The organism is Marinomonas sp. MED121 (genome assembly GCF_000153025.1).
Taxonomy (GTDB): Bacteria; Pseudomonadota; Gammaproteobacteria; order Pseudomonadales; family Marinomonadaceae; genus Marinomonas.
In genome coordinates this window covers 586,152-612,752 of sequence record NZ_CH672430.1, presented here as the reverse complement: position 1 = coordinate 612,752, position 26,601 = coordinate 586,152, and the positions used below count along the sequence as shown (strand labels likewise).

General features: G+C 41.1%; 24 protein-coding genes. 9 read left to right on the top strand and 15 right to left on the bottom strand.

What is annotated here, in order from left to right:
- Nucleotides 1-41: 41 nt before the first annotated feature.
- From nqrF to MED121_RS10645, 6 genes are read right to left on the bottom strand one after another with little or no spacing between them, the layout of a single operon-like run.
- On the bottom strand, nucleotides 42-1,268 hold the full coding sequence (gene nqrF / locus MED121_RS10670; RefSeq protein ID WP_009833702.1) for an NADH:ubiquinone reductase (Na(+)-transporting) subunit F: 1,227 nt from the start codon (nucleotides 1,266-1,268) through the stop codon (nucleotides 42-44).
- A gap of 39 nt (nucleotides 1,269-1,307) precedes the next feature.
- On the bottom strand, nucleotides 1,308-1,916 hold the full coding sequence (gene nqrE, locus MED121_RS10665; RefSeq protein WP_009833701.1) for an NADH:ubiquinone reductase (Na(+)-transporting) subunit E: 609 nt from the start codon (nucleotides 1,914-1,916) through the stop codon (nucleotides 1,308-1,310).
- Nucleotides 1,916-2,578, bottom strand: coding sequence for an NADH:ubiquinone reductase (Na(+)-transporting) subunit D (locus MED121_RS10660; RefSeq protein WP_009833700.1), 663 nt, complete (start codon nucleotides 2,576-2,578; stop codon nucleotides 1,916-1,918). Before MED121_RS10660 ends, nqrE begins: the two co-directional genes overlap by 1 nt.
- A 2-nt stretch (nucleotides 2,579-2,580) precedes the next feature.
- Nucleotides 2,581-3,378: a Na(+)-translocating NADH-quinone reductase subunit C gene (locus MED121_RS10655; protein ID WP_009833699.1), complete on the bottom strand. Its 798-nt coding sequence runs from the start codon at nucleotides 3,376-3,378 to the stop codon at nucleotides 2,581-2,583.
- On the bottom strand, nucleotides 3,371-4,576 hold the full coding sequence (locus MED121_RS10650) for an NADH:ubiquinone reductase (Na(+)-transporting) subunit B (protein WP_009833698.1): 1,206 nt from the start codon (nucleotides 4,574-4,576) through the stop codon (nucleotides 3,371-3,373). Before MED121_RS10650 ends, MED121_RS10655 begins: the two co-directional genes overlap by 8 nt.
- A gap of 3 nt (nucleotides 4,577-4,579) precedes the next feature.
- A complete protein-coding gene (locus MED121_RS10645; protein WP_009833697.1) occupies nucleotides 4,580-5,917 on the bottom strand; it encodes a Na(+)-translocating NADH-quinone reductase subunit A in 1,338 nt (445 codons plus the stop codon).
- A 611-nt stretch (nucleotides 5,918-6,528) separates the two neighbouring features.
- Here MED121_RS10645 and mfd point away from each other — a divergent pair.
- The 4 genes from mfd (at nucleotide 6,529) to MED121_RS10625 (ending at nucleotide 13,404) form a co-directional block, all read left to right on the top strand.
- Nucleotides 6,529-9,942 carry a transcription-repair coupling factor gene (mfd, locus tag MED121_RS10640; protein WP_009833696.1) on the top strand — a complete coding sequence of 1,138 codons (3,414 nt, stop codon included), beginning with the start codon at nucleotides 6,529-6,531 and terminating at the stop codon, nucleotides 9,940-9,942.
- A complete protein-coding gene (locus MED121_RS10635) occupies nucleotides 9,942-10,811 on the top strand; it encodes a hypothetical protein (RefSeq protein ID WP_009833695.1) in 870 nt (289 codons plus the stop codon). Before mfd ends, MED121_RS10635 begins: the two co-directional genes overlap by 1 nt.
- Nucleotides 10,812-10,923: 112 nt before the next feature.
- Nucleotides 10,924-11,745, top strand: coding sequence for a phosphate/phosphite/phosphonate ABC transporter substrate-binding protein (locus tag MED121_RS10630; protein WP_009833694.1), 822 nt, complete (start codon nucleotides 10,924-10,926; stop codon nucleotides 11,743-11,745).
- 27 nt (nucleotides 11,746-11,772) lie between these two features.
- Nucleotides 11,773-13,404 (top strand): ATP-binding protein, encoded by a 1,632-nt coding sequence (locus MED121_RS10625; protein WP_036179959.1) that lies wholly within the window; start codon nucleotides 11,773-11,775, stop codon nucleotides 13,402-13,404.
- A 27-nt stretch (nucleotides 13,405-13,431) separates the two neighbouring features.
- Here MED121_RS10625 and sohB read toward each other — a convergent pair whose 3' ends face one another.
- Entirely contained in the window at nucleotides 13,432-14,478 is a 1,047-nt protein-coding gene (sohB, locus tag MED121_RS10620; protein WP_009833692.1) for a protease SohB, read from the bottom strand.
- A gap of 181 nt (nucleotides 14,479-14,659) precedes the next feature.
- Here sohB and nhaB point away from each other — a divergent pair, with 181 nt between their 5' ends.
- Nucleotides 14,660-16,162: a sodium/proton antiporter NhaB gene (gene nhaB / locus MED121_RS10615; RefSeq protein ID WP_009833691.1), complete on the top strand. Its 1,503-nt coding sequence runs from the start codon at nucleotides 14,660-14,662 to the stop codon at nucleotides 16,160-16,162.
- 170 nt (nucleotides 16,163-16,332) lie between these two features.
- On the opposite strand, the gene tyrS is transcribed toward nhaB, so the two are convergent.
- Nucleotides 16,333-17,640, bottom strand: a complete 1,308-nt coding sequence (gene tyrS, locus MED121_RS10610) for a tyrosine--tRNA ligase (protein WP_009833690.1) — start codon at nucleotides 17,638-17,640, stop codon at nucleotides 16,333-16,335.
- 133 nt (nucleotides 17,641-17,773) lie between these two features.
- Here tyrS and MED121_RS10605 point away from each other — a divergent pair, with 133 nt between their 5' ends.
- Entirely contained in the window at nucleotides 17,774-19,138 is a 1,365-nt protein-coding gene (locus MED121_RS10605; RefSeq protein ID WP_242603201.1) for a peptidoglycan DD-metalloendopeptidase family protein, read from the top strand.
- Between the two features lie 80 nt (nucleotides 19,139-19,218).
- Here the strand turns inward: MED121_RS10605 and trxA are convergent, their stop codons facing one another.
- The 6 genes from trxA to MED121_RS24265 form a co-directional block, all read right to left on the bottom strand.
- Nucleotides 19,219-19,545, bottom strand: coding sequence for a thioredoxin TrxA (gene trxA, locus MED121_RS10600; RefSeq protein ID WP_009833688.1), 327 nt, complete (start codon nucleotides 19,543-19,545; stop codon nucleotides 19,219-19,221).
- A 131-nt stretch (nucleotides 19,546-19,676) separates the two neighbouring features.
- Nucleotides 19,677-20,396, bottom strand: a complete 720-nt coding sequence (locus MED121_RS10595) for an HAD-IA family hydrolase (RefSeq protein ID WP_009833687.1) — start codon at nucleotides 20,394-20,396, stop codon at nucleotides 19,677-19,679.
- Nucleotides 20,393-21,064 (bottom strand): DUF484 family protein, encoded by a 672-nt coding sequence (locus tag MED121_RS10590; RefSeq protein WP_009833686.1) that lies wholly within the window; start codon nucleotides 21,062-21,064, stop codon nucleotides 20,393-20,395. The genes MED121_RS10595 and MED121_RS10590 overlap by 4 nt, the downstream gene beginning before the upstream one ends.
- A 9-nt stretch (nucleotides 21,065-21,073) precedes the next feature.
- Complete coding sequence (gene dapF / locus MED121_RS10585) at nucleotides 21,074-21,904, bottom strand: diaminopimelate epimerase (protein ID WP_036179956.1); 831 nt, start codon at nucleotides 21,902-21,904, stop codon at nucleotides 21,074-21,076.
- An 11-nt stretch (nucleotides 21,905-21,915) separates the two neighbouring features.
- On the bottom strand, nucleotides 21,916-23,172 hold the full coding sequence (gene lysA / locus MED121_RS10580) for a diaminopimelate decarboxylase (protein ID WP_009833684.1): 1,257 nt from the start codon (nucleotides 23,170-23,172) through the stop codon (nucleotides 21,916-21,918).
- Nucleotides 23,173-23,184: 12 nt separating this feature from the next.
- A complete protein-coding gene (locus MED121_RS24265) occupies nucleotides 23,185-23,307 on the bottom strand; it encodes a lipoprotein (protein WP_116371607.1) in 123 nt (40 codons plus the stop codon).
- 281 nt (nucleotides 23,308-23,588) lie between these two features.
- Between MED121_RS24265 and MED121_RS10575 the strand changes: the two genes are divergently transcribed.
- Nucleotides 23,589-24,251 carry a hypothetical protein gene (locus MED121_RS10575; RefSeq protein ID WP_009833683.1) on the top strand — a complete coding sequence of 221 codons (663 nt, stop codon included), beginning with the start codon at nucleotides 23,589-23,591 and terminating at the stop codon, nucleotides 24,249-24,251.
- Nucleotides 24,252-24,285: 34 nt separating this feature from the next.
- On the opposite strand, the gene MED121_RS10570 is transcribed toward MED121_RS10575, so the two are convergent.
- Nucleotides 24,286-25,158, bottom strand: a complete 873-nt coding sequence (locus MED121_RS10570; RefSeq protein WP_242603200.1) for an OmpA family protein — start codon at nucleotides 25,156-25,158, stop codon at nucleotides 24,286-24,288.
- Nucleotides 25,159-25,296: 138 nt separating this feature from the next.
- Here MED121_RS10570 and rnt point away from each other — a divergent pair, with 138 nt between their 5' ends.
- Both rnt and MED121_RS10560 read left to right on the top strand, forming a co-directional pair.
- On the top strand, nucleotides 25,297-25,947 hold the full coding sequence (gene rnt / locus MED121_RS10565) for a ribonuclease T (RefSeq protein ID WP_009833681.1): 651 nt from the start codon (nucleotides 25,297-25,299) through the stop codon (nucleotides 25,945-25,947).
- Between the two features lie 144 nt (nucleotides 25,948-26,091).
- Nucleotides 26,092-26,490, top strand: a complete 399-nt coding sequence (locus MED121_RS10560) for a YbaN family protein (protein WP_009833680.1) — start codon at nucleotides 26,092-26,094, stop codon at nucleotides 26,488-26,490.
- Nucleotides 26,491-26,601 lie beyond the last annotated feature (111 nt).

Sequence of the window (26,601 nt, the reverse complement as noted above, 5' to 3'; positions counted from 1 at the left end):
TAAAGACCCACCAATCGGTGGGTCTTTATCAACTAGGTAGTTTAACCACCAAAGTCATCTAGTAAGATATTTTCATTCTCGACACCTAAGTCAAGCAACATCTGTACTACCGCCTGGTTCATCATTGGCGGCCCACACATGTAGAATTCACAATCTTCAGGTGCTGGATGGTCTTTCAAGTAGTTTTCATAAAGTACATTATGAATAAAGCCTTGATAGCCTTCCCAATTATCTTCAGGCTGAGGGTCAGAAAGGGCAAGATGCCACTTAAAGTTCTCATTTTCGTCTTGTAGCATGTCATATTCTTCGTTGTAGAAAGCTTCACGCAAACTACGAGCTCCGTACCAGAATGACATTTTACGAGTAGATTTCAGACGCTTAAGCTGGTCAAAGATATGAGAACGCATTGGCGCCATACCTGCACCACCACCAATGAATACCATCTCAGCATCAGTATCTTTAGCGAAGAACTCACCAAACGGACCGTATACTTTAATTGTATCACCTGGCTTAAGGCTGAATACGTAAGAAGACATTTGACCTGGTGGCAATTCATCTTTGCCTGGAGGCGGTGAAGCAATACGTATATTAAACTTAACCAAACCTTTTTCTTCAGGATAGTTAGCCATTGAGTAAGCACGGATGACAGGCTCAGTGACTGTAGAAGTAAACTTCCACAAATTAAACTTATCCCAATCTCCACGATATTCTTCTTCAATATCAAAGTCTTTATAGTGCACAGTATGGGCTGGTGCTTCCAGCTGCACATAACCACCGGCACGGAAATCAACATTCTCACCTTCAGGCAATTTCAATGTTAATTCTTTAATAAAGGTTGCTAAGTTAGGGTTAGACTCAACAGTACAATCCCAAGCCTTAACACCAAAGACTTCTTCAGGCACTTCAACTTCCATGTCTTGCTTAACAGCAACCTGACATGATAAGCGAAGACCTTCTTTTTCTTCACGACGTGTAAAGTGAGACGCTTCAGTTGCTAGCATAGAGCCGCCGCCATCAAGCACCTTACATTTACACTGGGCACAAGTACCACCGCCACCACAAGCTGATGACAAGAATACGCCACTCTCAGCCAGTGTTTGCAGCAATTTACCGCCTGCCGCTACTTTAATTTCTTTTTCGCCATTTAGTCGTATCGTGATGTCACCAGAACTCACTAATCGTGCGCGAGCTACCAAGATGATAGCTACTAACGCCAATACGATTGCTGTGAACATCACCACACCTAGAATGATTTCTAAGTTCAGCATCTATTTAAACCTTATTCTTGGTTATTCTTGGCCAGCCAATTAAAGCTGAACACCCGAGAATGACATGAAGCCCAAACTCATTAGTCCCACTGTGATAAAGGTAATCCCTAAACCACGAAGACCAACAGGTACATCAGAGTATTTAAGCTTCTCACGAATCCCAGCTAATGCTGCAATTGCAAGCGCCCAACCAACACCAGCACCTACGCCATAGACAACACTTTCACCAAAGTTGTAGTCACGCTCTACCATGAACAATGATGCACCCATGATGGCACAGTTCACTGTAATCAAAGGTAGAAATACACCCAAGGCGTTATATAACGCAGGCATGTATTTATCGAGCAACATCTCGAGGATCTGTACCGCAGCAGCGATAACCCCGATATAACTCAATAGACCAAGGAAACTTAGATCAACACCAGGAAGACCAGCCCACTCAAGCGCCCCATCAGCTAACAAGTTAGTGTAGATAAGGTTGTTAAGAGGAACAGTGATTGCCAATACAACAACAACTGCGATACCAAGGCCAATGGCAGTTTCAACTTTTTTGGACAAAGCCAAGAAAGTACACATACCCAAGAAGAAGGCTAATGCCATATTCTCAACAAAAACAGCCTTAATAAATAAGCTAATATAATGTTCCATTATAGAGCCTCCTGCGCTTTAGAATTGGCAACAATTTTGAAATCAGCCTCTTCAACTTGATCAGATTTCCAAGCACGTAGCGCCCAAATAACCAAACCAATCACAAAGAAAGCACTAGGTGGTAGCAACATCAAGCCGTTTGGCTGATACCAACCGCCATTCTGTACTGTGGTAAAGATTTCCACACCAAATAACTTACCTGCACCAAGCAACTCACGGAAGAAAGCAACAATGATAAGCATAATACTGTAGCCAAGACCATTACCGATACCATCGATAAAGCTCATAACTGGGCCATTTTTCATAGCGTAGGCTTCAGCACGACCCATTACGATACAGTTTGTGATAATCAAACCAACAAACACAGAAAGCTGCTTAGAGATTTCATAAGCAAAGGCTTTCAATACCTGATCAACCACAATAACCAAGGATGCAATAATGATCATTTGTACAATGATACGAATACTGCTTGGAATATTGCTTCGAATAATCGAGATAAACAGGTTGGAAAACGCTGTTACCATAGTTAAAGCGATCGCCATTACAAAGCTAACACTTAAACTACTTGTTACAGCCAAAGCAGAACAAATACCCAGAATCTGAAGTGCGATTGGGTTATTGTTAAAAATTGGCGTAAATAAGACCTTTTTAACTTCAGACATAATTAAGCTCCTTCACCACGCAAGTTTGCTAAGAAAGGACCAAACCCTTCGTTACCTAACCAATAGTGAACTAGATTAGTTACACCACGACTCGTTAAGGTCGCACCCGATAAGCCATCAACTTTATATTGTGCTTTAGGATCTGCTTTATCAACTGAACCTTTTGCCAAGCTCAACACAGCTTCACCTTGGTCATTGTAAACAGTCTTACCTTTCCAAAGTGCTTTCCAGTTAGGGTTATCAACCTCACCACCTAGCCCAGGGGTTTCAGCTTGGTCATAAAAACCAAAACCAACAACGGTTGTAAAGTCATTTTCAAGCGCCATGAAACCATACATGGTTGACCATAAGCCATAACCATGAACTGGCAAGATAACCTTATCGATAGCATCACCCTGCTTAACCAAGTAAACAGTTGCGAATTTTGCACGACGTTTGATACTCGCAATATCTTGCTCTCCACTTAAGGAAACAGATAATGCAGGATCTTTCGCCGCCGCTTTTTGATCGTAACTTGCAACATCAATTCCAGCAGATGCCAATTCACTTTCAGATGCAAATGCACCAGTATCAAAGTTTATAATGCGAGTTTCGATTTGCTCAAAAGACGTATCAATAGACACGGTAGGATCAAGCAGCTCTGCTGCAGCAAGAATATTTTTCTTACGATCCTGGTCTTTGTTATTTTGTTGAGTTGACTTTAAGCCAACTGCCGCCGCTGCAACAAATACTGAGCACACTAGGCACAAAGATAGCGCAACCAGAACTGTTTTTTTAGTACTGTCGTTACCACTAGACATTGCGTGCTTTCCTCCTGCTGATGTTAGCTTGGACGATGAAATGGTCGATAAATGGTGCAAACAAGTTTGCAAACAAGATCGCCAACATCATACCTTCTGGGTAGGCAGGGTTTACTACACGAATCAGTACCACCATCAGACCGATCAACGCGCCGTAGAACCATTTGCCTTTTTGAGTCATAGACGCAGACACAGGGTCAGTTGCCATAAACATCATACCAAAGGCAAAACCACCGACAACTAAGTGCCAATACCAAGGTGTTGCAAACATTGGGTTTGTGTCGGAGCCAATCAGATTAAGCAAACTTGATGTTGCTATCATACCGACCAGAACACCTGCAACAATTTGCCAAGATGCTATCCGCATTATCAACAGAGCACTACCACCTATTAAAATGGCAAGTGTTGATGTTTCACCCATAGAGCCTTGTACAAAACCAAAGAATGCATCAGACCATGCAATACCGTGAGCAGCTAAATTTTGGAAACCGTCAGCAGCAACAACACTCAATGCAGTCGCACCAGAGAAGCCATCAACCGCAGTCCAAACAGCATCACCAGACATAGAAGCAGGATATGCGAAGAACAAGAATGCACGACCAGCAAGCGCAGGGTTCAGGAAGTTTTTACCTGTACCACCAAAGACTTCTTTCGCTAGCACAACACCAAAAGTAATACCTAAAGCGACTTGCCATAGCGGCACAGTTGCAGGTAATGACAGTGCAAATAGAATAGAAGTAACAAAGAAACCTTCGTTAACTTCGTGTTTACGTACGGCAGCAAACAAGACTTCCCAGAATCCACCAACAGCAAAAGCAACTAGGTAAATAGGTAAGAAGTGCATGGCACCATAAATCATATTGTCCCATAGGCTGCTGGCATCATAACCAGTCAAGGAACCGATAATGGCATGCTGCCAACCATCGCCACCTGTTACACCCATAGCATCCATCGCTGTATTTGCTTGGAAACCTATGTTGTACATACCAAAGAACATAGCCGGGAAGGTACACATCCAAACTAAGATCATAATACGCTTCATATCAACCGCATCACGAACGTGAGAACCACCTTTCGTTACTGAGCTTGGACGATAGAAGATAGTATCCACTGCTTCATACAGGGCATACCATTTTTCATATTTACCACCTGAATGGAATTCAGGCTCCATTTTATCAAGTACTTTTCTAAGCCCCATGAATCAACCCTCTTTTTCAATCAAAGTCAGGCAATCCCTAAGGATCGGGCCATATTCAAATTTACCAGAACAGCTATAAGTACATAGAGACAAATCTTCTTCGTCTAATTCTAATGCACCTAACAATTGCGCTTGTTCTGTATCTTTTACTACCAGAGATCTTAGTAATTGAGTCGGTAAGATATCCATTGGCATCAAACGCTCAAAATGACCTAGCGGTAACATAGTACGATCACTACCATTCGTTGTACTACTCATTGCGAAGTTGTTTTTACCTGTCAATTTTGACCAAAAAACATTTAACACAGAGTGTTTTTCAACACCTGCGCGCAAGTAGTGCATCATTTGACGTTCACGCCCTTCAGCAATCACAACAACTTGATTATGGTAACGACCTAGGAATGCATAAGGACCGAATGCCTTACGACCAGAAAGCACAGAACCAGAAATGATACGGTTATCACCTTCAAGTAATTCGCCTGACGTTAGACTATCAAGGTTAGCACCTAATTGTGTTCTTACTAAACGAGGCTTAACAACTTGCGGTCCTGCTAAAGAGATTACGCGCTCAGCATCAAGTTCACCTGTGACAAACAACTTACCAATAGCAACAACATCTTGATAGTTGATTGACCAAACACTTTTCTTATCGCTTACAGGATCAAGAAAATGTATATGTGTGCCCGCAAGGCCTGCTGGATGAATACCCGCAAATTCTTGTACGCTCACATCGGTTGTCGATGGAATTTTTGTATCAGGCGCTTTACAAAGAAAGACTTTTCCTTGAGTAAGACGAGACAAAACAGTCAAACCATCAGCAAAAGCTTCCGCTTTATCTGCCAGAACAACTTCTGCAGATGCTGCTAACGGATTGGTATCCATCGCCGTAACAAAAATAGAACTAGGAATCGATGCGACTTCAGGTACTTTTGAAAAAGGACGCGTTCTAAATGCTGTCCATAGACCTGAATCAATAAGGTTAGTTACTACAGCCTGTCGCTCTAATGACTTAAGCTCTGAACCTGAAAAAGAAGCAAATTCTTCCTTCTCATCACCTTGAACATCAATAACAACTGATTGCAATACACGCTTATCGCCACGATTGATGGCTGCGATAGTACCTGCAGCAGGTGCTGTATATTTTACACCTTCAGTTTTTTTATCTGTAAAGAGCAATTGCCCTTTTTTCACCTTATCTCCGACCGCAACTGCCATAGTAGGTTTCATACCATGATAGTCAGGCCCGATCACAGCAACAGAGCGTGCTGCTGGAGCATTCTCAATCACTTGATTGGGAGCGCCACTAATCGGAAGATCAAGGCCCTTAGTAATTTTAAACATATGTTCTGCCCAACAAAAATTGAACACAAAAGCGCATTACGTGATTTCTGTGACCCCCTCCGGGAAAACATTCACAATCCATCGGCTGTTACTAAAGCAGCCTTTTAACGTAAACTCACTTCACCAAAAAACCGACGCATTATAAAGATCATTATGCAGAATGACTACTGCTAGCTGGCGAGATAGCCCATTTGTTTAACGAATTAAGACATTCTTGTAGTGAAAAACGACCCATTTTAGGTGTTTTTTCAATTTTTCAAGCCTAAGTGATTATTTTAGAAACAAACCTTATATATTTTTGTCATGAGTCATATTCACCCTAGAAGCAAGCTTTATGAGGCTAATTCCATATCCTTCAATGCTATAAAACTCTAGAAGATATCTTAATAAAAAAAAGAAAATATCTGTATTTTCTTAATATGAATAATAATTCTAAAAAAACTTGCCCTTAAAAAGCGCCCTAAGGAATAGAAAGTCATTTCGCTTCGCTATTTTACTTTCCCATAGTCACACCGCATTGCCCCCATTAAATTTACTACGTACACTTGGCTACCTAATACTTATCTATTCAAAACAAGCATTCATGCACAACAGGGAATTTTGCCTTAATAATGTCGTTACTACCTTCGCTAACGCTAACTTTACGCCCAGGTTATGAAAACCAAGTCTTTGCTGAGAACAGCTCCACACTAGCTATTCAATTACTAGAGATGTGCCAGCAACTTGATGGGCCACTCATTTTATTAGTTGACTCTGTGGCGAAAATTAATCAGCTAGAAAGCGAACTTAGTTTCCTTAATAACAATAGAGTGCCTGTATTACGATTTGCTGATTGGGAAACACTCCCCTACGACGCCTTTTCTCCCCATCAAGATATTATTTCAGCTCGCCTTGAAACCCTCTCTCAGCTGGCTGATTTAAGACAGGCAATTGTCATAACCACCCTAGCTTCTGCTAATTCAAGACTTTGCCCAAAATCACATATTGATGCTCAACGCTTTGTTGTTAGCGAAGGTCAAAAATTACCCCTAGAAAAATTAGCGAGCCAATTAACCAGTGGCGGTTATTTACATGTTGAAAGCGTAAGAGAACATGGTGAATTTGCAATACGCGGCGCGCTAATGGATGTTTATCCAATGGGGGCGAATAACCCGATTCGCATCGATTGGTTTGATGATGAAATCGACTCTTTACGCTGGTTTGATGCAGAAACCCAAAGAAGTACAGAAAAGCTGTCGGCGCTAAAAATGTTGCCAGCCAGAGAAATACCAGCAAGCCAAGAAGGATGCCAGACCTTCAGACAAAAGTGGCGTGAACGCTTTAGTTCAAGTCCTTTAGATACCCCTATTTATCAAGATGTCTCAAACGGCATTATCCCAGCCGGGATCGAATACTATTTACCACTCTTTTTTAATAAGACTGAAAGTTTCTTTGATTATTTACCCAAAAACAGTGCGCTTGTTTTAAACGAAGACATTGGCACCCAGCTGGATTTTTTAGACAGTGAGTTTAAAGCAAGACATGAGTCACTAGGTTACAACCTTGAGCGCCCGATTCTTGAACCTCATGAAATCAACTTACGTAAAGAAGAGTTTTTTCAACAACTGAAAAGCTTTCCCCAAATTAGAATCAATAAGGGAGCTCACCAACACTTCACTTTATTACCTAATTTGATACTTGAATCTAAAGCCAAGAATCCTATCCATAAACTTGCTGATTTTCTAACAAACAAGAATCAACGCACTCTCATCGTCGCTGAAACCGCAGGGCGTCGTGAAGCGCTGTTAGAGCTTCTCAGTGAATACAAAATCAAACCAATACAATGCGACAGCTGGCAAACGTTTCTGCTTAACAAAGACACACTAAGCATTACGACAGGCTCATTAGAAAACGGCTTTATATTAGATCAAAACATCGCAGTGATTGCCGAGCAAGAAATTCTCGGTGAGCGAGTCTCTCAACATAGGCGCCAAACCAGCACGGATATCAATCAAGATGCCATTATCCGCAATCTTACCGAGCTCAGATTAAACGCGCCGGTCGTGCATATTGATCATGGCGTTGGCCGCTATCTTGGGCTCACTAATTTAGAGATTGATGGGCAAGAAACTGAGCTCTTAACCTTAGGCTACGCCAACGAAGCCAAACTCTATGTGCCCGTCTCATCACTGCAACTCATATCGCGTTATACCGGCGCAGATGAAGACCACGCCCCTTTGCATAAACTTGGCACCGAAAAATGGAGCCAAGCTAAACAAAAAGCGGCAGAGAAAGCGCGAGATACAGCAGCAGAACTACTTGAAATTTATGCGAAAAGAGAATCTCGTCAAGGTCACGCATTTAGCAAGCCAGATCAAGAATATGCCCTCTTCTCTCAAGGCTTCCCATTTGAAGAGACACCAGATCAGCAACTTGCTATTAGCGCAGTCATCCAAGATATGGTGAGTAAAAAACCCATGGATAGACTGGTCTGTGGTGATGTGGGCTTTGGTAAAACCGAAGTGGCTATGCGCGCAGCTTTCATGGCGGTTCAAGGCGGAAAACAGGTTGCGGTACTTGTTCCAACTACACTCCTTGCCCAGCAGCATTATGAAAACTTCTGTGACAGATTTGCAGATTGGCCCATCGAGGTCGAGCTTCTTTCCCGATTTAGAAGTGGCAAACAAACAAATGCCGCCATTGAACGCTTAGAACAAGGTAAAGCAGACATTGTTGTCGGCACCCACAAATTGATTCAAGGGGATATAAAGTACGCTAATTTAGGCCTAGTCATCATAGATGAAGAGCATCGATTTGGAGTGAAACAAAAAGATCAGTTTAAAGCGCTGCGCTCAGAAGTTGACATCCTCACTCTTACCGCGACGCCTATCCCGAGAACATTAAACATGTCCTTATCCGGTATTCGCGACTTATCTATCATAGCCACTCCACCTGCTAAGCGTTTATCCGTTAATACTTTCGTCAAGAAAAAGGACAACCACACGGTAAAAGAAGCCATTTTACGTGAGCTTCATCGTGGCGGTCAGGTGTACTTTTTACATAATGATGTACAAACTATCGCCAAAGCGGCCGAAGAGCTTGCTGAACTTATTCCGGAAGGTCGCATACTGATTGGCCATGGCCAGATGCGAGAGAGAGACCTTGAGCAAGTCATGTCGGATTTTTATCATAAAAGAGCCAATATACTTGTTTGCTCAACCATTATAGAAACCGGCATAGACATCCCCAATGCCAACACCATCATTATCAATCGAGCAGACAAGTTTGGTTTAGCCCAACTTCACCAACTAAGGGGGCGTGTTGGCCGCTCTCATCATCAGGCTTATGCCTATTTATTGACCCCAGAAGATAGGAATGTCACTAAAGATGCACAGAAGCGCCTTGAAGCCATCCAGTTAGCAGACACCCTTGGGGCGGGCTTTACATTGGCAACACACGATTTAGAAATCCGAGGAACGGGTGAACTATTAGGTGAAGGCCAAAGCGGCCACATTGAACATGTGGGCTTCTCTCTCTTTATGGAAATGCTCGATCGCGCAGTAAAATCCTTACAGCAAGGTGAAGCACCTGATGTAGATATCAGCACACCTGCTCAAACAGATATTAACTTAAGAGTACCCGCTCTGATTCCGGATGATTATTTAGGGGATGTCCATAGCCGACTTATCCTCTACAAACGTATCGCGAATGCGAGTACTGATAAGGAATTAAAAGAGCTTCAAGTTGAAATGATAGATAGATTTGGCTTACTACCAAATCCAACAAAAAACCTCTTTCAACAAACGCATATTAAATTGAAAGCAGAAAAACTTGGCATCAATAAAATTGAGGCGGGACCGCAGGAAGCGAAGATTTCCTTTAATGAAAAAACACCGATCGATCCAATGAAGCTAATTAACCTTATTCAAACCAAGCCTGATACCTATAAACTGGCAGGGCCTGCTGCACTAAAAGTACAAGCAAGCATGCTTAAAGCGGAACAAAGGTTTGAAAACATTCACAAATTATTGGAACTATTACATTAATGTCCATTCAACATTTAACGCTAGCGCTTATTAGCCTTGTTATCTCTACTGGCATTTTTGCAGAAGATAAAGAAACTCAAGAGGCAGAAAAGTCGAATGCGCGTGCCTATCGCGCCCACCTACTTACCTTTACCTGGTCAGATAAGATGAGTAGCGAGCAAATTAATTATGAGAACATTTATCAGTTAGAAGATATTCAACGCTTTGAAAATGATGAAGATGCCATTTTAAGCAGCAGCATTATCAATAAAACCTCTGCCAATGAAGGTGAAGACATCAACCCCTTCGCCCAATACCAAGCATTAATAAAGCGAAGAGTTAACATTCTATCGAATCAAACATGGCCGATGATTTTTGAAGACCAAGGCAGCATTAATTTTGCAGAGTTTCATAGTGATAACATTCTAGATGGTTACCCTGAATTAACAGGCCAAATCCAAGTAAAGCTAGGTCGCTACCTCGAAACAAAAGTACAATATCAACACTATCTATTTGACACCTTTACCACGCAAATTAAAGAGCCTGAAACAATCAATAACAGTCTAATATTTGATGAACTCGACCCTTTTTTAGACTCGCCAGACATCACTAAAACAGAGACAGTACAATTATTTGAGCCTGCGCTAGTACTTCGCTTTGAGGTAGAACGTAAAACGGCGAGCAAAAAACTCAACTACTTAGATCACCCAACTGTTGGCAGCCTACTATACTTTGAACCTATTTCTGTTGATGACGCCGAACACGAGCTCATGTTGCAAGCACTAACCGAAGAAGAAATGGTCAGAGATGCAGAAGCTAGCATTAGCTTAGAGGCCGAAGAGGAAGAAATAAACAGACTTATTCCGATCACAGAAAATGACGGCTTTTAACCATACTTTACAGATTTAATTGGCTAGGGAATAAAACTCTTCTAAACTCAATACATGCAATTAAACTTATTTAGATCAAACAAATAGACTCATATTCTGATAGGACGCAATTATGATAAAGACAATTAAACGCTTAATAGTCTGTTGTGCAATTGGCAGCTTTAGTCTAGTGCAAGCTCAAACACTTACCTTAGGAATAGTCCCTCAGCAATCAGCAAAAAAACTCGCTCGCTTATGGACGCCTATTTGTTCTTACTTAAGTGAGAAAGTAGGCCACGAAATCCGCTTTAGCACAGCGAATGATATACCCACTTTCGAAAAAAGAGTCTTAGAAGGTCAATATGATATTGCCTATATGAACCCTTATCACTATACCGTTTTTCACGAACGTCCTGGGTATAATGCCATTGCCAAGCAAAAAGACAAAAAAATCAAAGGCATTCTTGTTGTACCAAAAGACAGCACAATTACAAACCTTGAAGAGCTAGATGGCAGTACACTCGCCTTTCCTGCCCCAGCCGCGTTTGCAGCCAGTGTTTTGCCAAGAGCCAAAATGGCAAAAGATGGCATTAATATCACACCCAAATATGTGTCATCCCATGACTCTGTCTACTTAACTGTCTCACGTAATTTATTTCCAGCAGGTGGTGGCGTTCAAAGAACACTTAACAATACCGCTCCTGCTGTAAATGAAAAACTTAAAATTCTTTGGACCACACCTGGCTACACTCCCCACGCCATTGCCACCCATCCGGATCTTGATAAGGATTTGAAAAACAAACTTCAGCAAGCCTTGATTGATATGAATACAGATCCAAAAGGGCAAGCACTTCTCAAAACAATTAATTTTAAAGGAGTAGAAAGAGCTGAAAATAAAGATTGGGATGATGTTCGAGACCTTGACATCACCCTGCTAGAACACCTGCTGCAATAGTGTTATAAGCCTTAATAGGAGCACACCTTGTCACTAAGAACTAAAACCATTCTTGGGATTGCTTTTATTGAGGCTCTACTCCTTATCCTGCTTATCAGTATGACGCTGGATTATCTAAAGAGCACCAACTATTCAAGTTTAGCGAAAAGAGCCACCACCACTGCTGAGCTATTCTCGACGACAACCAAGGATGCCATCCTTTCCTATGACCTCGCCTCTCTAGAAGCTTTTGTCAGCGAAGTATTAAAGAACCCAGATTTAAGTTATGCCAGAGTACTTGGCCCAAACGGAGAAATATTCGCAAGTGGCGGCGATACACAGGCTTTAAACAAAGTATTTGCTGAGGATGACAGTGTAGAAACTGTCGATGATGGTATTTTTGATACTCACGCCATTATAGAGGAAAGCGAGGTAATCTACGGACGCGTTGAAATCGGCATCGATATCACAGGTATTTTAGACACCATCAAAGAAGCGGAACAAAGAAGTATTTTTATTGCAGGGATTGAGATGCTACTTGTTGCCCTCTTCTCTTTTGCGCTAGGGACATACCTTACCAGACAATTAAAAGTCTTGATGAAAGCAACGAAACAAATCTCTGCTGGAGACTTTAAAGTTAATGTCCCCGTATCCGGTAAAGATGAAATAGCAGCGGTAACTAAAGCGTTTAATAAAATGGCAAAAAACCTAAGTGAAGCCAGTGAAAAACGTGACTTATTTGAAGAAGAGCTAAAAGAATTTAATCAGAAACTTGAGGAAACCGTACAAAGGCGTACTAAGGTCATCATTGATAAGAATAAGCAACTTGAAGATGCCAACAAAAGTATTAAAGACACTCAAACTAAGCTAATGCAATCAGAGAAGATGGCCTCTGTTGGTTTATTAGCGGCTGGGGTTGCCCATGAAATCAATAACCCGATGAGCTTTATCATTAGCAATATAGAAACATTAGAGGAATATAGTGACCAACTCATTTCCCTCATCAATCTCTATCAGAAAGTGCTAGATGAAGATCAAAAAGATAAAGCAACAGCATTAGAAAAAGTAAAAAGCTTAGAAGAGCAAATAGACATAGAGTTTATTCATGATGATATTCCAGGCTTAATTAAAGACACCAAAGAAGGTACCACTAGAGTTAAAGAAATAGTCAAAGGCTTAAAAGATTTTTCCCATGCGGATCAAGAAAGTACACATTCCTATTGCGACCTTAACGAATGCATTGAAAGCACCCTTAAAGTTGTGAATAACGAATTAAAATACCACTGCGAAATCAAAACAAATTTAGGCAAGCTCTCTCCTACCTTTTGTGCTCCAGGGCAAATAAAACAAGTACTTCTCAATTTATTAATTAATGCAGGTCATGCCATTAAAGAGAAGGGTCTTATTGAAGTAAGTAGTATAGAAATTAAAGAGAAAATTAAAATTCGAATTAAGGATAATGGCTGTGGTATTTCAGATAAACAAATGGAAAAATTATTTGATCCTTTTTATACCACCAAGCCACTTGGCAAAGGCACAGGACTTGGCTTAGCCATTTCCTATGGCATCATCCAAGATCATGAAGGTACGATCGATATTGAAAGTGAAGTAGGTATTGGCAGCACCTTTATTTTGACACTACCAATCACCCAAGCACCAGAGACCCAAACTGAGCAATGATTATTGCTCAACAGGGCTTAGCAAAAATTAATAACCTCTAAATTGACTCACCTTAGTTACCCATTTTGTTGCTTTTGCTTCTAATGCAGACAATACAGACAACCCAAGCTTTTCAGCCAACTTTTTAGGCTCCTGATAACGTACAGAAACCACATCAGCCGAGTCAAAATGAGACACTAAATAAGCATCACTGGTACTCACTTGATCGACCAGATTATTCTTTAAGGCTTGAGAACCATACCAAACATCACCCGTTGCGATGGCTTCTATATCAATCACAGGGCGAGCACTAGACACAAACTCTTTAAACAAAACGTGAGTATCTTCAAGGTCTTGCTTAAACTTTTCACGACCTTCATCGGTATTTTCACCCAACATGGTTAAAGTACGTTTGTACTTACCTGCCGTATGAAGTTCTACATCCACTAAACTTTTATCTAATAAACGATGGATATTAGGTACTTGTGCTACCACACCAATTGAGCCCAAAATCGCAAACGGCGCAGCAATAATTTTATCGGCCACACAAGCCATCATATAACCACCGCTTGCGGCGACTTTATCAACACAAATCGTTAATGGTAAGTTGGCATCTTTAATGCGTTGCAACTGAGAAGCAGCCAAACCATATCCATGAACAACACCACCACCACTTTCCAAACGAACCACGACTTCATCGTCTGCTGAAGCGACAGATAAAACGGCGGTAATTTCACGACGCAAAGTTTGGGTTGCACTGGCTTGAATATCCCCATCAAAATCCAGTACAAAAAGTCGCTTTTTAGTCTCGATGACAGAAGACGCTTGTTTCTTTGCCTTTTTATCTGCTTTAGCTGCTAATTTGTCCTGCTTTTTCTTTTCTTTTTGCTGTTGTTTTAATTGCTTTTTATCAAGCAGTTCATTCTCTAACTGGGTTTTCGCCGTATCATAATTGTCGTTCAATTTAGTGATTTTCAAACCGCCTGGCTTTTCTTTACCTTTGCTCGCAAAGATCCCAGCGAAAGTGAGCACTATGATGAGTGCGACTGTCACCAGTTTTAACAGGAAGCCTGCATATTCAATTAAAAATTCCAATTTATTCCGCCTTTTTTGACTATTACCAATCGTTTTTTTGTAAAACTCTCTACCTTTGTATATATGGTAAATTTTGTTAAAAACAATGTCTTATATTAAAAAGTCTAGACTTCCTCTAACCCTCTTTATCTCTTATCATTCACGTCATTAATCTTTATCATTCCAAACTAGGAGCAAATCCATGACTGCGACCCTATTTCAGGCTCTCAGCAAGAACTTTTTAGGAAGTTCTCCTCTATGGTTTAAACAAACCATCATTGCATTTCTAATATTAAATCCAATTATTTTTATGACTGCAGGACCCTTTGTCGCCGGCTGGTTATTAATTGTTGAGTTTATTTTTACCCTTGCGATGGCATTAAAATGTTACCCACTACAACCTGGTGGCTTACTTGCCATTGAAGCCGTTGCAATTGGCTTAACAGATTCCCATGGTGTCTATACCGAAGTAGTCAATAATTTCCCCGTTATTTTACTTCTCATGTTTATGGTGGCTGGCATTTACTTTATGAAAGATATGCTGCTATTCATCTTCAACAAATTATTGATTCGTGTTCGTTCGAAAGTTGCAATTTCTTTACTTTTCAGCCTTTCTGCTGCAATCCTATCTGCTTTTCTTGATGCACTGACTGTAACCGCCGTACTTATCAGTGTGGGAGTGGGCTTTTTCTCTGTATATCATAAAGTTGCTTCTGGTAAAAAACCTGATCACGACCATGATCACGGTTCAGATGATCACGTCTTAGAAACGAATCGTGATGACCTTGAAAAATTCCGCGCTTTTTTACGTAGTTTATTGATGCATGGTGCTGTTGGTACTGCTCTTGGTGGCGTTTCAACCTTGGTTGGCGAACCTCAAAACCTACTGATTGCTGAAGTTGCAGGTTGGGATTTTGCTGAATTTTTCTTGTATGTTGCACCTGTGTCTATGCCTGTTCTTGTTGCAGGTTTAATCACTGTGGTCCTTCTAGAAAAAACGAAAAGCTTTGGTTATGGCGCACTACTACCGGACAATATTCGTCAAATTCTGCAAAACTACGATGAAGAAGCTGACAAACGCAGCACACCAGCCCATAAAGCAAAACTATTAGTACAAGCCGTTGTTGCGGTTATCTTGGTTCTATCTTTGGCTTTTCATATTGCCGAAGTTGGCCTTGTTGGTCTCATGATTATCGTACTTCTAACAGCGTTTAACGGCATCACAGAGGAACACAGAATTGGGCACGCATTCGAAGAAGCTTTGCCTTTCACAGCGCTTTTGGTGGTTTTCTTTACTATCGTCTCTGTCATTCACCACCAACACTTGTTCCAACCCGTAATCACTTATGTATTGTCTTTACCATTAAGCCAGCAACCCATTATGTTCTTTGCGGCTAACGGTATTTTGTCTGCGATTAGTGACAATGTGTTTGTCGCAACGGTTTACATTAATGAAGTGAAAGCCGCCCTTGATGCGGGTACTATTTCACGTGAGCACTTTGACAAGCTAGCCATCGCGGTTAACACAGGTACCAACCTACCCAGTGTTGCCACCCCTAATGGTCAAGCCGCTTTCTTATTCCTATTAACCTCAGCGATTGCGCCTCTATTGCGTTTATCCTATGGTCGTATGGTTTGGATGGCACTCCCTTATACCATTGTATTAAGCCTTGTTGGCGGCTTGTGTGTCAGCATATTTTTATAAATAGCACATAAGTTTAAACCCAAAAAAAAACCAGCTTAGGCTGGTTTTTTTATTTTCTAAAAAGTCTTAAAGACACTGTTCCGGGCAAAAATTAGACTTAGTAGCAAAAGATTAAGCAAAAAAAAGCCCTCTATAAAAAGAGAGCTTAATTTTAATCAGGCAAATTCTGCTTATTTTAGAACAAATAAGTGATGTTTCTTCTTACCTAATTTCACTAAGAAGTACTTATTGTAATAACCATTCTCTGCTGCAAAAATTTCTGTCGCTAACATATTATCTTGCATTCCCTTCGCTTCGCCATTTACAAAAACAGAGTTACGCTGAAGTGCATCTTTAACTTGCTTACCATTTGTCGCAAGTCCCGCTTCCGTGAAGAAGCTTGTTAAAGGCATATCAGTCAAGCTAGATAGTTCAAACTCAGTTGAAGGCAAGCCATCCAATTGGATTTGAGCTAAGTCCTGCTCGCTAAGGTCTGCCGCTTCACCACTAAACAAAGCCTGAGTAATACGTTCAGCCGCTGCTAAACCTTCCTCACCATGAACCAGTTTAGTCACTTCTTTCGCAAGAATAGCTTGAGCTTGAGGACGACCTTGTGCTTCTTGATCCGCTTTTTCAATGGCATCAATCTCTTCGACTGATAAGAAGGTAAAGTATTTCAGGAATTTATACGCATCGGCATCAGCAGTATTTAACCAGAATTGGAAGAAAGCATATTGACTGGTCTTTTTAGCGTCTAACCAAATGGTGCCAGATTCAGTTTTACCAAATTTAGTGCCGTCAGATTTGGTCACTAACGGCATAGTCAAACCAAATACATGATTGCCATTTTGACGACGTGTTAACTCAGTACCGCCAGTAATATTGCCCCATTGGTCACTACCACCAATTTGCAAACTACAGCCATTAAGACGATTTAATTCAGCAAAATCAAATGACTGTAAAATCATATAAGTAAATTCAGTAAAGGAAATCCCTTCACCTTCACGATTAATACGCTGCTTAACAGATTCTTTTTGAATCATGGCATTAATAGAAAAATGCTTACCAACATCACGTAAAAAATCGAGGATGTTAAGGTCTTTAGTCCAATCATAGTTATTGACGACTTCAGCACTGTTCGCACTATCATTAAATTCAATAAACTGACTTACCTGAACCTTAAGCTTACTGACCCATTCGTTAACCACTTCTGGACCATTTAGCTTACGTTCAGCGGCTTTAAAGCTTGGATCACCAATAAGACCCGTTGCACCACCCACTAACGCTAATGGTTTATGACCTGCTTGTTGGAAACGCTTTAGCATCAACAAAGGCACCAGGCTACCAATGTGCAAACTATCAGCCGTTGGATCAAAGCCACAATAAAGAGTACGACTCGCCTCATTCAAATGATTAGCCAACTCTGCTTCAGCAGTTGTTTGCGCAATTAGCCCACGGTTTTGTAGGTCTTTTAGAAGGTCGTTACTACCTATTGTCATAGCGAAATCGTTTCCCAGATTAAAAAGTCATAAAAGTTAAGTGATTAACTGTCTTGTTTCAGTAAAAGCATTCAATTATAAAGGCATTATTGGTAACATTATAAGGCTTTATTTCAGATTTTTAGGTATTCTCTTGGCTAAAACAAATCTTACAAAACATCTTTTATTACTTGCGGCGACCACTAGCATCGTGGCTTTGCTTGTTGGCTTTACGCCATCTGACGTCGAAGAAACAACAATTAACATCGAAGTACCACTTCAACTTATTGCAACTGATGGTGAAGTTGCCAACCAAACTATCCAAAATAATTTATCTAACTCCATCCAGAGCACAACGACAGGCATACCAACGCCAGCTGGATTAGTTAAACACGCACCTGCTTTTACCACCCAACAAGCCACGGTCAAAACAGGTGACTCGCTTTCCAAAATATTATCCCTGCATGGTATCTCTAACCAAGATATTTACCGCGTCTCTAGTTCTGATAAAAAATCAAAAGAGCTCACGCGCATGCGCCCCGGGCAAACACTTGAGTTTGTAAAAGACAAAAATACTGATGAGCTCATCAGCCTTAAACTCATTAAGTCCCAGCTTGAAACCATTGTTTATGAAAAGAGCGACGGTAAGTTCACTAGCAACAAAGTGGTTAGGGAACCTGAAATAGTTAAGGTTTATAAAGAAGCGACCATTAGTAATTCACTATTCCTAGATGGCTTGAAAGCCGGTATTAGTCAGTCAATGCTGATTGAAATGGCAAACATTTTTGGCTGGGATATCGACTTTGCACTAGACCTTAGAACAGGCGACACCTTTAGCCTGTTGTTTGAAGAAAAGTATCTCGATGGGCAATCCATCGGATTTGGTAATATTCTCGCCGCTCAATTTGTCAACAATGGCCGCGTTTACCAAGCGATACGCTACAAAACATCAAAAGGCTCTCACTATTACACGCCGGACGGTCTTTCGATGCGTAAAACGTTTTTGCGTACACCGGTCGATTTCACCCGTATTTCTTCCAAGTTTAACCCTAATCGTTTACACCCTATCTTTAAAACAACTCGACCACACCGAGGCGTTGACTATGCGGCCTCAAAAGGCACACCGGTTAAAGCATCAGGTGATGGTAAGGTAATATTTAAAGGCAGACAGAACGGATATGGCAATGTGGTCATTCTTGATCACGGACGAGGCTACACTACGCTATATGCACACTTAAATGGCTTCTCTCGCAAAATCAAACGTGGTGGCAGAGTAAAACAAGGACAAACCATCGCCTTTGTCGGCCAAACAGGTTATGCCACTGGACCACATCTACATTATGAGTTCCGAATTAACGGCACTCACAAAAACCCTGTGACCGTTAAGCTACCTAACGACGAGCCTATGGCAAAGAAAGATCTGAAAAAGTATTTGCCTTACGCTCAAACCATGGCAAGCGCCTTAGAAAGCTACCATTCGCCTAACTATATGCAGAAACTGGCAAGCTTGAAAAAGTAGCCCGCTTTCAGCAACAGATATTGAAGCATAAAAAAAGCAGCCAATTGGCTGCTTTTTTAGTCTCTAAATCTAAAAAAGAATTAGATAGATGTGTCGATAAAATCAACTAGCTGGCTTTTTGAAACAGCACCCACTTTCGTTGCAACCACTTCACCGCCTTTTACAACCAATAAGGTTGGAATACCGCGTACATTGTACTTAGGTGCAGTATCAGGGTTTTCATCAACGTTGATTTTTACAACTTTAATTTTGCCTTCCATTTCACCAGCAACATCTTCAAGTACTGGACCAATCATTTTACAAGGACCACACCAAGGGGCCCAAAAATCTACCACAACGGGTACTTCAGAGTTCAGCACTTCTTCTTGAAATTGTGCATCGGTAATTTGGATTGTGTTATCACCCATTTGAAATTCCTTAAATCATATTATCTTTGAATATGTGCTAGTTTAGCACTTTTTTATGGGGGTAAAAATGAGTTCCTACTACTAACTCAATAGTAAATAACTATTTTCATATTCCTTAAACTTTCACTGAATTAATTTTGCGCAATCATATCCGCAATAACTTCAGGTAATTCTTCAAGAGCATGGACCTCTGCATCAGGACGCCCCTGCCAGCTATCTTGCCAACGTCTAGCGCCATGTCGGTTAAACCAAATACTCCGACCGCCGACCTGATTAATGCCATTGACATCATCGTGAACATTATCACCCACATGAATCAAGCTAGTGACATCCACCTTGGCAATATCAGCTGCTTTCACAAAAATATCAGCATGTGGTTTTGCAATACCTTCAATATCAGCCCTAACAGCAAATTCAAATGAATCCGCCAGACCAACTTCAGGGTGATAGACATCGGCATTACCATTAGTAATAACGGCAAGACGATAGTGATTTGCTAGCTGCCAAAGCACCTTTTTTGTGCCTGGATACAAATCCACTTTTTGTCGCCACTGATGGAAAAAATCAAATGCTGCCTTTGCAACAGAACCCGCTTCTTCTTTTGGTAAACCAAACTCCTGCAAAGCAATTCGATAGACTTCAATACGCAACTGTGAAATATCCGCCCTCAATTTACTCGAATCTTCCAACAGCTGAGTTTTGAGTTTAAAAAGAGCCGCATTATCAAAAGCCTGATTAAAGCCAGGAAATCTATCTTCAAACCAATGAAACATAGCCTGATCCGCTCTTACTATCACAGGCTCAACATCCCATAGGGTATTATCCAGATCAAAGGTAATTAAACGCGTCATGGTAGCAACCTTATTAAAATGGCACTTAAAATGTCAGATAAGTACTCAAGAAACAAAACACCTTTTTCTTGCTTAAACTTCTCAAGCTCATCGCTACCTAATGCCAACATGCCAATGTATTTATCTGCCCCTTGATAATGAGACACCAAAGGCAAGACAGCTGAAGACATTACCTGATCCGCTTTATCTTCAAATAAATATTTAGCTTCAGCGACAGATAACGCGCCACAGTAACAACCTGTTTTTAAAAGCACTTCTTTTAAAACAGGTTCAGCATCTGCCATGGCAGTGACTCGAATATTGGTATCCAGAGGGAGATCAGAAAATAAAACCAACGAATGTAGCTTGATATTAAAGTCATCACGCATAGCATCATCTAACATAATGGCAAACTCATCCAAACTAGCACACCCCATACTGGCAAGTACTAGCCTTCTGCTTTTATGCATAATAGCTTCGTTTTCACGGGCCACATGGACTAAACGTTCAAACTGACTTTTATAATCCTCAGCTGATTTCCTTAGCAAAAAAACCTGTCTTTCGATTAAGGAAACCGTATTGTTTGCCTCCAATGCATGGGGGACATCCATCATTTCCAATAGATCTAAATGCTCATGAAAGAACTTTGGGTTCGCTTTTAAAAACTCAATGACATTCGCTTCGGTCATACTGCCTCTTTAGAGATAAATTTGGCCTTCAAATACTTTTGCTGTTGGCCCTGTCATCAAGATGGGTTGACCTTCGCCCTGCCATTCTATTGTCAGCTCTCCACCCAGTAAGTTTGCTTTCACTTTTGCAGCCAACCACCCTTGCTTTATTCCAGCAACAACAGCCGCACAGGTTCCAGTGCCACAAGCCTGAGTTTCACCAACCCCTCTCTCATAAACACGCAAATTAATTTCACTGTCTGACACTAGCTGCATAAAGCCTACATTGACATTATTAGGAAACAAATCATGACTCTCAATTGCTTCACCAATACGCTCAACATACTCATCACTTAACTCATCGACTTTATGAACGGCATGGGGATTTCCAACGGACACAGGCGTAATCGGGTAAGACTCACCAGCAACTGGGATATCATAAAACGCCCCGTTTGCCGTCCCAGTAAAAGGAAGGTCAGCCGGCTCAAAACTAGGCACTCCCATATCAACGGTAACCTGACCATTAGCCAGCACCCTTAATTGAATAGGGCCATTCTTAGTCTCAACATTAATAATGTCATTACTAATCAATTCTTTATCTTGTACAAAGGTAGCAAAACAACGGGCACCGTTACCACAGTGCTCCACCTCAGTACCATCGCAATTAAAAATACGGTACCTAAAATCCATATCAGGATTAGTCGGTGGCTCAACCACCAGCAATTGGTCAAAACCAATGCCAGTATGGCGATCACCCAAGCGAGCAATCATATCTTTATTGAAATACACTTTACGGCTAACCGCATCAACCACAACAAAGTCATTACCTAGGCCATGCATTTTAGTAAATTTAAGCAACAAAATTGGCCTCCTTATTCTGGTAATATTTGCTCACCAGCAAGCTGATGTTCTATGGTTTCACGTGCTCGGATAAGATGAACCTTATCCCCATCAACCATCACTTCAGCCGCACGATTTCGACTATTGTAATTTGAAGACATGGTAAAACCATAAGCACCAGCAGACCTAACGGCCAACAAATCACCTGCTTCTAAATCTAGCTCTCTGTCTTTACCTAAAAAGTCACCGGTTTCGCATACAGGTCCAACCAAGTCATACAGTTTTTTATTGCCCGTCGCTTGAGACTTAAGTTTAACAGGCACAATATCCATCCAAGCACTGTACAAAGAAGGACGAATTAAGTCATTCATAGCACCATCAATAATGGCAAAGTTTTTATGCTCAGAACATTTTAGAAACTCAACCTGAGTCACTAAGATACCAGCATTGGCAGCAATGGAACGACCTGGCTCAAAGGCTAATGAAAAAGCTCTATTCTCAACCTTAGGCAAAACGAGTGCAGCATAATCTGCAGGCACAGGAGGTACTTCATCACGATAGCGCACACCTAAACCGCCGCCTAGATCAACGTGCTTAATTTCAATCCCAACAAGAGCAAGTTCATCGATCAATTTTAATAAACGATCAAAGGCATCAATAAAAGGGGTTAACTCAGTTAATTGAGAACCAATATGACAATCAACGCCCATGACATCTAAGTAAGGGAGTTCATGGGCAATAGTATAAATTCGTACCGCATCATTGATATCAATACCAAATTTATTCTCTTTAAGCCCAGTCGAAATATAAGGGTGTGTTTTAGCATCCACATCAGGGTTAACCCTTAAAGAAACGGGTGCTTTTTTACCTAATTTTTCAGCAACTTCATTTAAGCGATACAATTCAAATTCAGATTCGATATTGAAGCAATGAATCCCCACTTCAAGTGCTCGCTCCATTTCATGAGCTTGTTTGCCAAGGCCAGAAAACATGACTTTACTCGCATCGCCACCAGCACGAAGCACTCGCTCTAGCTCCCCAACAGAAACAATATCAAATCCTGCGCCCATTTTGGCTAGCACATTTAAAATAGCGATATTTGAACACGCTTTCACGGCATAACAAATTAAGGATGGGTGTGAAGCAAACGCATCAGCGTAGGCTTTATAATGGCGCTCTAATGTTTCTCTTGAATATACATAACATGGTGTGCCGTGCTGCTGAGCAATGCTAGCAATAGATACGCCTTCAGCCATTAACGCTTGATCTTTGTAATTAAAAAAGTCCACTAAACTTTACCCTTATAAATTGTTCTGACTAGGTTGTGCTGGTCCATTATCGGCTGTTGGTAAATACAAAGCCCCTTTATTTCCACATGCAATTAAGAGTGATGCAACAAACAAAATGGTAAGCAATCTAGACATAAATTTTTCTCATATTTTATACTGGCAACAGTATACGTTGGCAAGGTTCAAAGCCCAACCCCGAAGCGCAAAAAGCCCGTTGATATTTGCCACTTTTTCGTTCTAGCCTTATATCTCGTTCAGTTTCTAATTTAAGGCGTCAGAAAACAAAGAACTTATTTACTTAAGCCTTATGCTCAATTAGGGCAAACATGAAGCAATAAAGAAAGCCATCGATTAAGAGATATAAAAAGGTTAAACTCAGCAATCAATAAGCCAAACATTTTTTAGTAACAATATTTGTGAAGATCCAACCTAAACACCTTATTATCTTAGGCCTCGCGGTCGCGATACACCTGCTTATATTATTGCCTTTTACTTACCCCATTTTCGGCCTTCCTTCTTTTGCACAAACGTCAAAAGTGAGTTCTCAAAAAACCTTAACGGTTGAACTAATTCAGCCAGAGCCAATGAGCAAAAGCTCTCAGCCAGCAACCGAAAGGAAGCAAGCTGACGACATTGAGTTTAATCACACTAACAATTTAGCAGACACGTTAGACAGCCTTGATATTAACAAAGCCACCCAACCAAACCTTTTAAAAGGACTTGAAGGCATTCAAAAAGAGAGTTTTAACAATGCTCAACAAGAGGTGCCGTTAGACAAGGCCATATTGGAAAATGTCTTTTCCAATCAAACCCAAGAGCAGCTTATTCAAGCCGAAAAAGCTCAACAGAGCTATCAGGAAATACAGACAGAGGAAATTGAGTACGCCATTACCGAAGACTCAGATGGAACTCGTTACGTCAATATCAAAGGAGTATGTTGGCGAATTCCACCGCCAGGTACAGAAGAGCCATGGACCATTGTTTATGCAGGCTGCTCAGGTCAAACCAAAACATTTAACATTGAGATTAATATTGGCTTAGATGTCTTAGGGCCAGACTCCCCCCTAGCAATTGATTAATGACTCAAATGCTAGGGTTTAGTGACCCTCGATATTAAGGATCAAACTTTTCCAGTCGAATAGTTACACGGCGGTTACGCTCTCGGTTAGCCCGTGTTTTATTATCAATCGTTGGATAACGCTCACCATGGTATCGAGAAATAATTTTTTCGACTTCAACCCCTTGCTCTAATAAGTAAGCGGTAACCGCCTCAGCCCTTTGCTTAGACAATTCTCGGTTATCACGCCTTGAGCCCAATGAGTCCGTATGGCCATCAATATAGATATATTCAACACTTGGGTCATTCGCCACATACAAAGCAACAAGATCAAGCCTATCCTTCATTCGCGTCGACAATAACACGCCGTTTTCAGGGAACAGCACCGCAGAACGAGCAATCTGATCATAATTGACAGGAAGAAGACTTGCCATACAGCGCCTAAATTCATTATAAGCTGGGGCAAAGTTGATATTGGTTAAAACCACTTCGATTGTTTCTCGGCCACTTTCCCACGCACTGCCTGCTAAGATAGGGTGTAAACCCTTATTCAAACTGGTGAGCATGCGTTCAGCAACTTTCCCTCCCACCTCAACCGTCATGCCATAACCTGGGTAAGCGAGAACCTCAAGGGTCTCTGGTTTTAAACCCGGAGACCAATTTGGCGCTTGAGAAATAATGTAAACATTACCAGGACCGAGTTTCTCATTGCCCGGGTTAAGAATGAATTTCATGGGTTCACCGGCATTTTTAATAAAATGCCCATCACCATATGACATGATAGGGTGACTCAAACTGCAGGAAAAAATATCACCAGAAAGTAACCACTGAGCATCATTTAATTCAGATTGATATCGGGTAATTGCCTGTGAAGAGGCACTAAATCCAATACCAAGCGCACAAACAGCTGGTATTAGTGTTTTTTTCAAATTTTTTAGTACCGCATTTCCCATTAGATATCTCGTTCAAGCTAACAAATGTGTTATGCTGCAATCCTATCCAGCAATAACATTACGAGCAAGTGGCACAATTAAGGATTACTCTTGTCAAACCAGCAAAATTCCACCATGCACGAAATTAAAGACCGCTTCCGTGGTTTCTTACCTGTAGTTATCGACGTTGAAACCGCAGGCTTTAATAATAAAACAGATGCATTATTAGAAATTGCTGCCAGCATCCTTCGAATGGATGAAAATGGCGAGCTATACATTCACGAAACCATTGAATTTAATGTTAGACCTTTTGAAGGGGCAAACCTTGAAAAATCAGCATTAGAGTTTACTGGTATCGACCCATTTGACCCGGAACGCAAAGATGTGGTGGAAGCAGAAGTGCTTGGGCAAATCTTTAGTAAAGTGCGTAAAGAGCTTAAATCAGTCGGTTGCAAACGTGCGATTCTAGTCGGTCATAATGCGGCTTTTGATCATGGCTTCTTAAATGCAGCAATTGAGCGTTGTGATATTAAAAGAAACCCTTTCCACCCCTTCTCAAGCTTTGATACCGCAAGCCTTGCTGGCCTCGCATTTGGTCAAACCGTATTAGCAAAAGCCTGTGAAGCCGCTGCTATTCCATTTAGCAACGCAGAAGCGCATTCAGCCAAATACGATACCGAAAAAACCGCCGAGCTGTTTTGTGAAATCGTTAACCGTTGGAAACGCCTAGGCGGCTGGAGTCTAGCTGCACCTGAATCAATGGACGACATGTCCTCATTTATTTAATACAAATCCTTATAAAGAGGCTAAGGTTAACCTAGCCTCTTTCACATAAAAGTCATTTACACACCCTTAATTTGTGCTTTACTGGTTGATATCATAGGTTTTATCCAAGTAGATGAAAGCGTCACCAGAGGATCCTTAGTTAACATGAGCAAGTTAGCCACAAAAGAAAACAACCCTTTTAAGCGACTGCTACTCTTATCTATTGGATGGATATCACTCATTCTAGGTGTGATTGGCATTGTACTTCCCCTATTACCCACTACCCCTTTTATACTGTTAAGTGCCTGGTGTTTCTCTCAGTCATCCAAGCGTTTTCACCTATGGTTGAAGCAACACAAGTTTTTTGGCCCCATAATAGAAGATTGGCAATCTGATAAAGGCATCCCCAAAAAGAGTCGTAACCGAGCCATTATTTTTATGTGGTGTGGCATGGGCTTATCTATCTTTATCGTGGCTAAATTCTGGGCAACCCTAAGCCTAATTTGTATTGGTATTTGCGTCAGTATCTATTTGCTACGCTTACCTGTTCGCGCAGATAGTTAAGCTCAGCGCACTCACTCCTCACCCAGCATAGCTCCAGCTCATTCAACATAAAATTGTCATAAAGTCAGATTAACCTGATACATATCAGGGAGAGTTTAAAACTTTAAACTA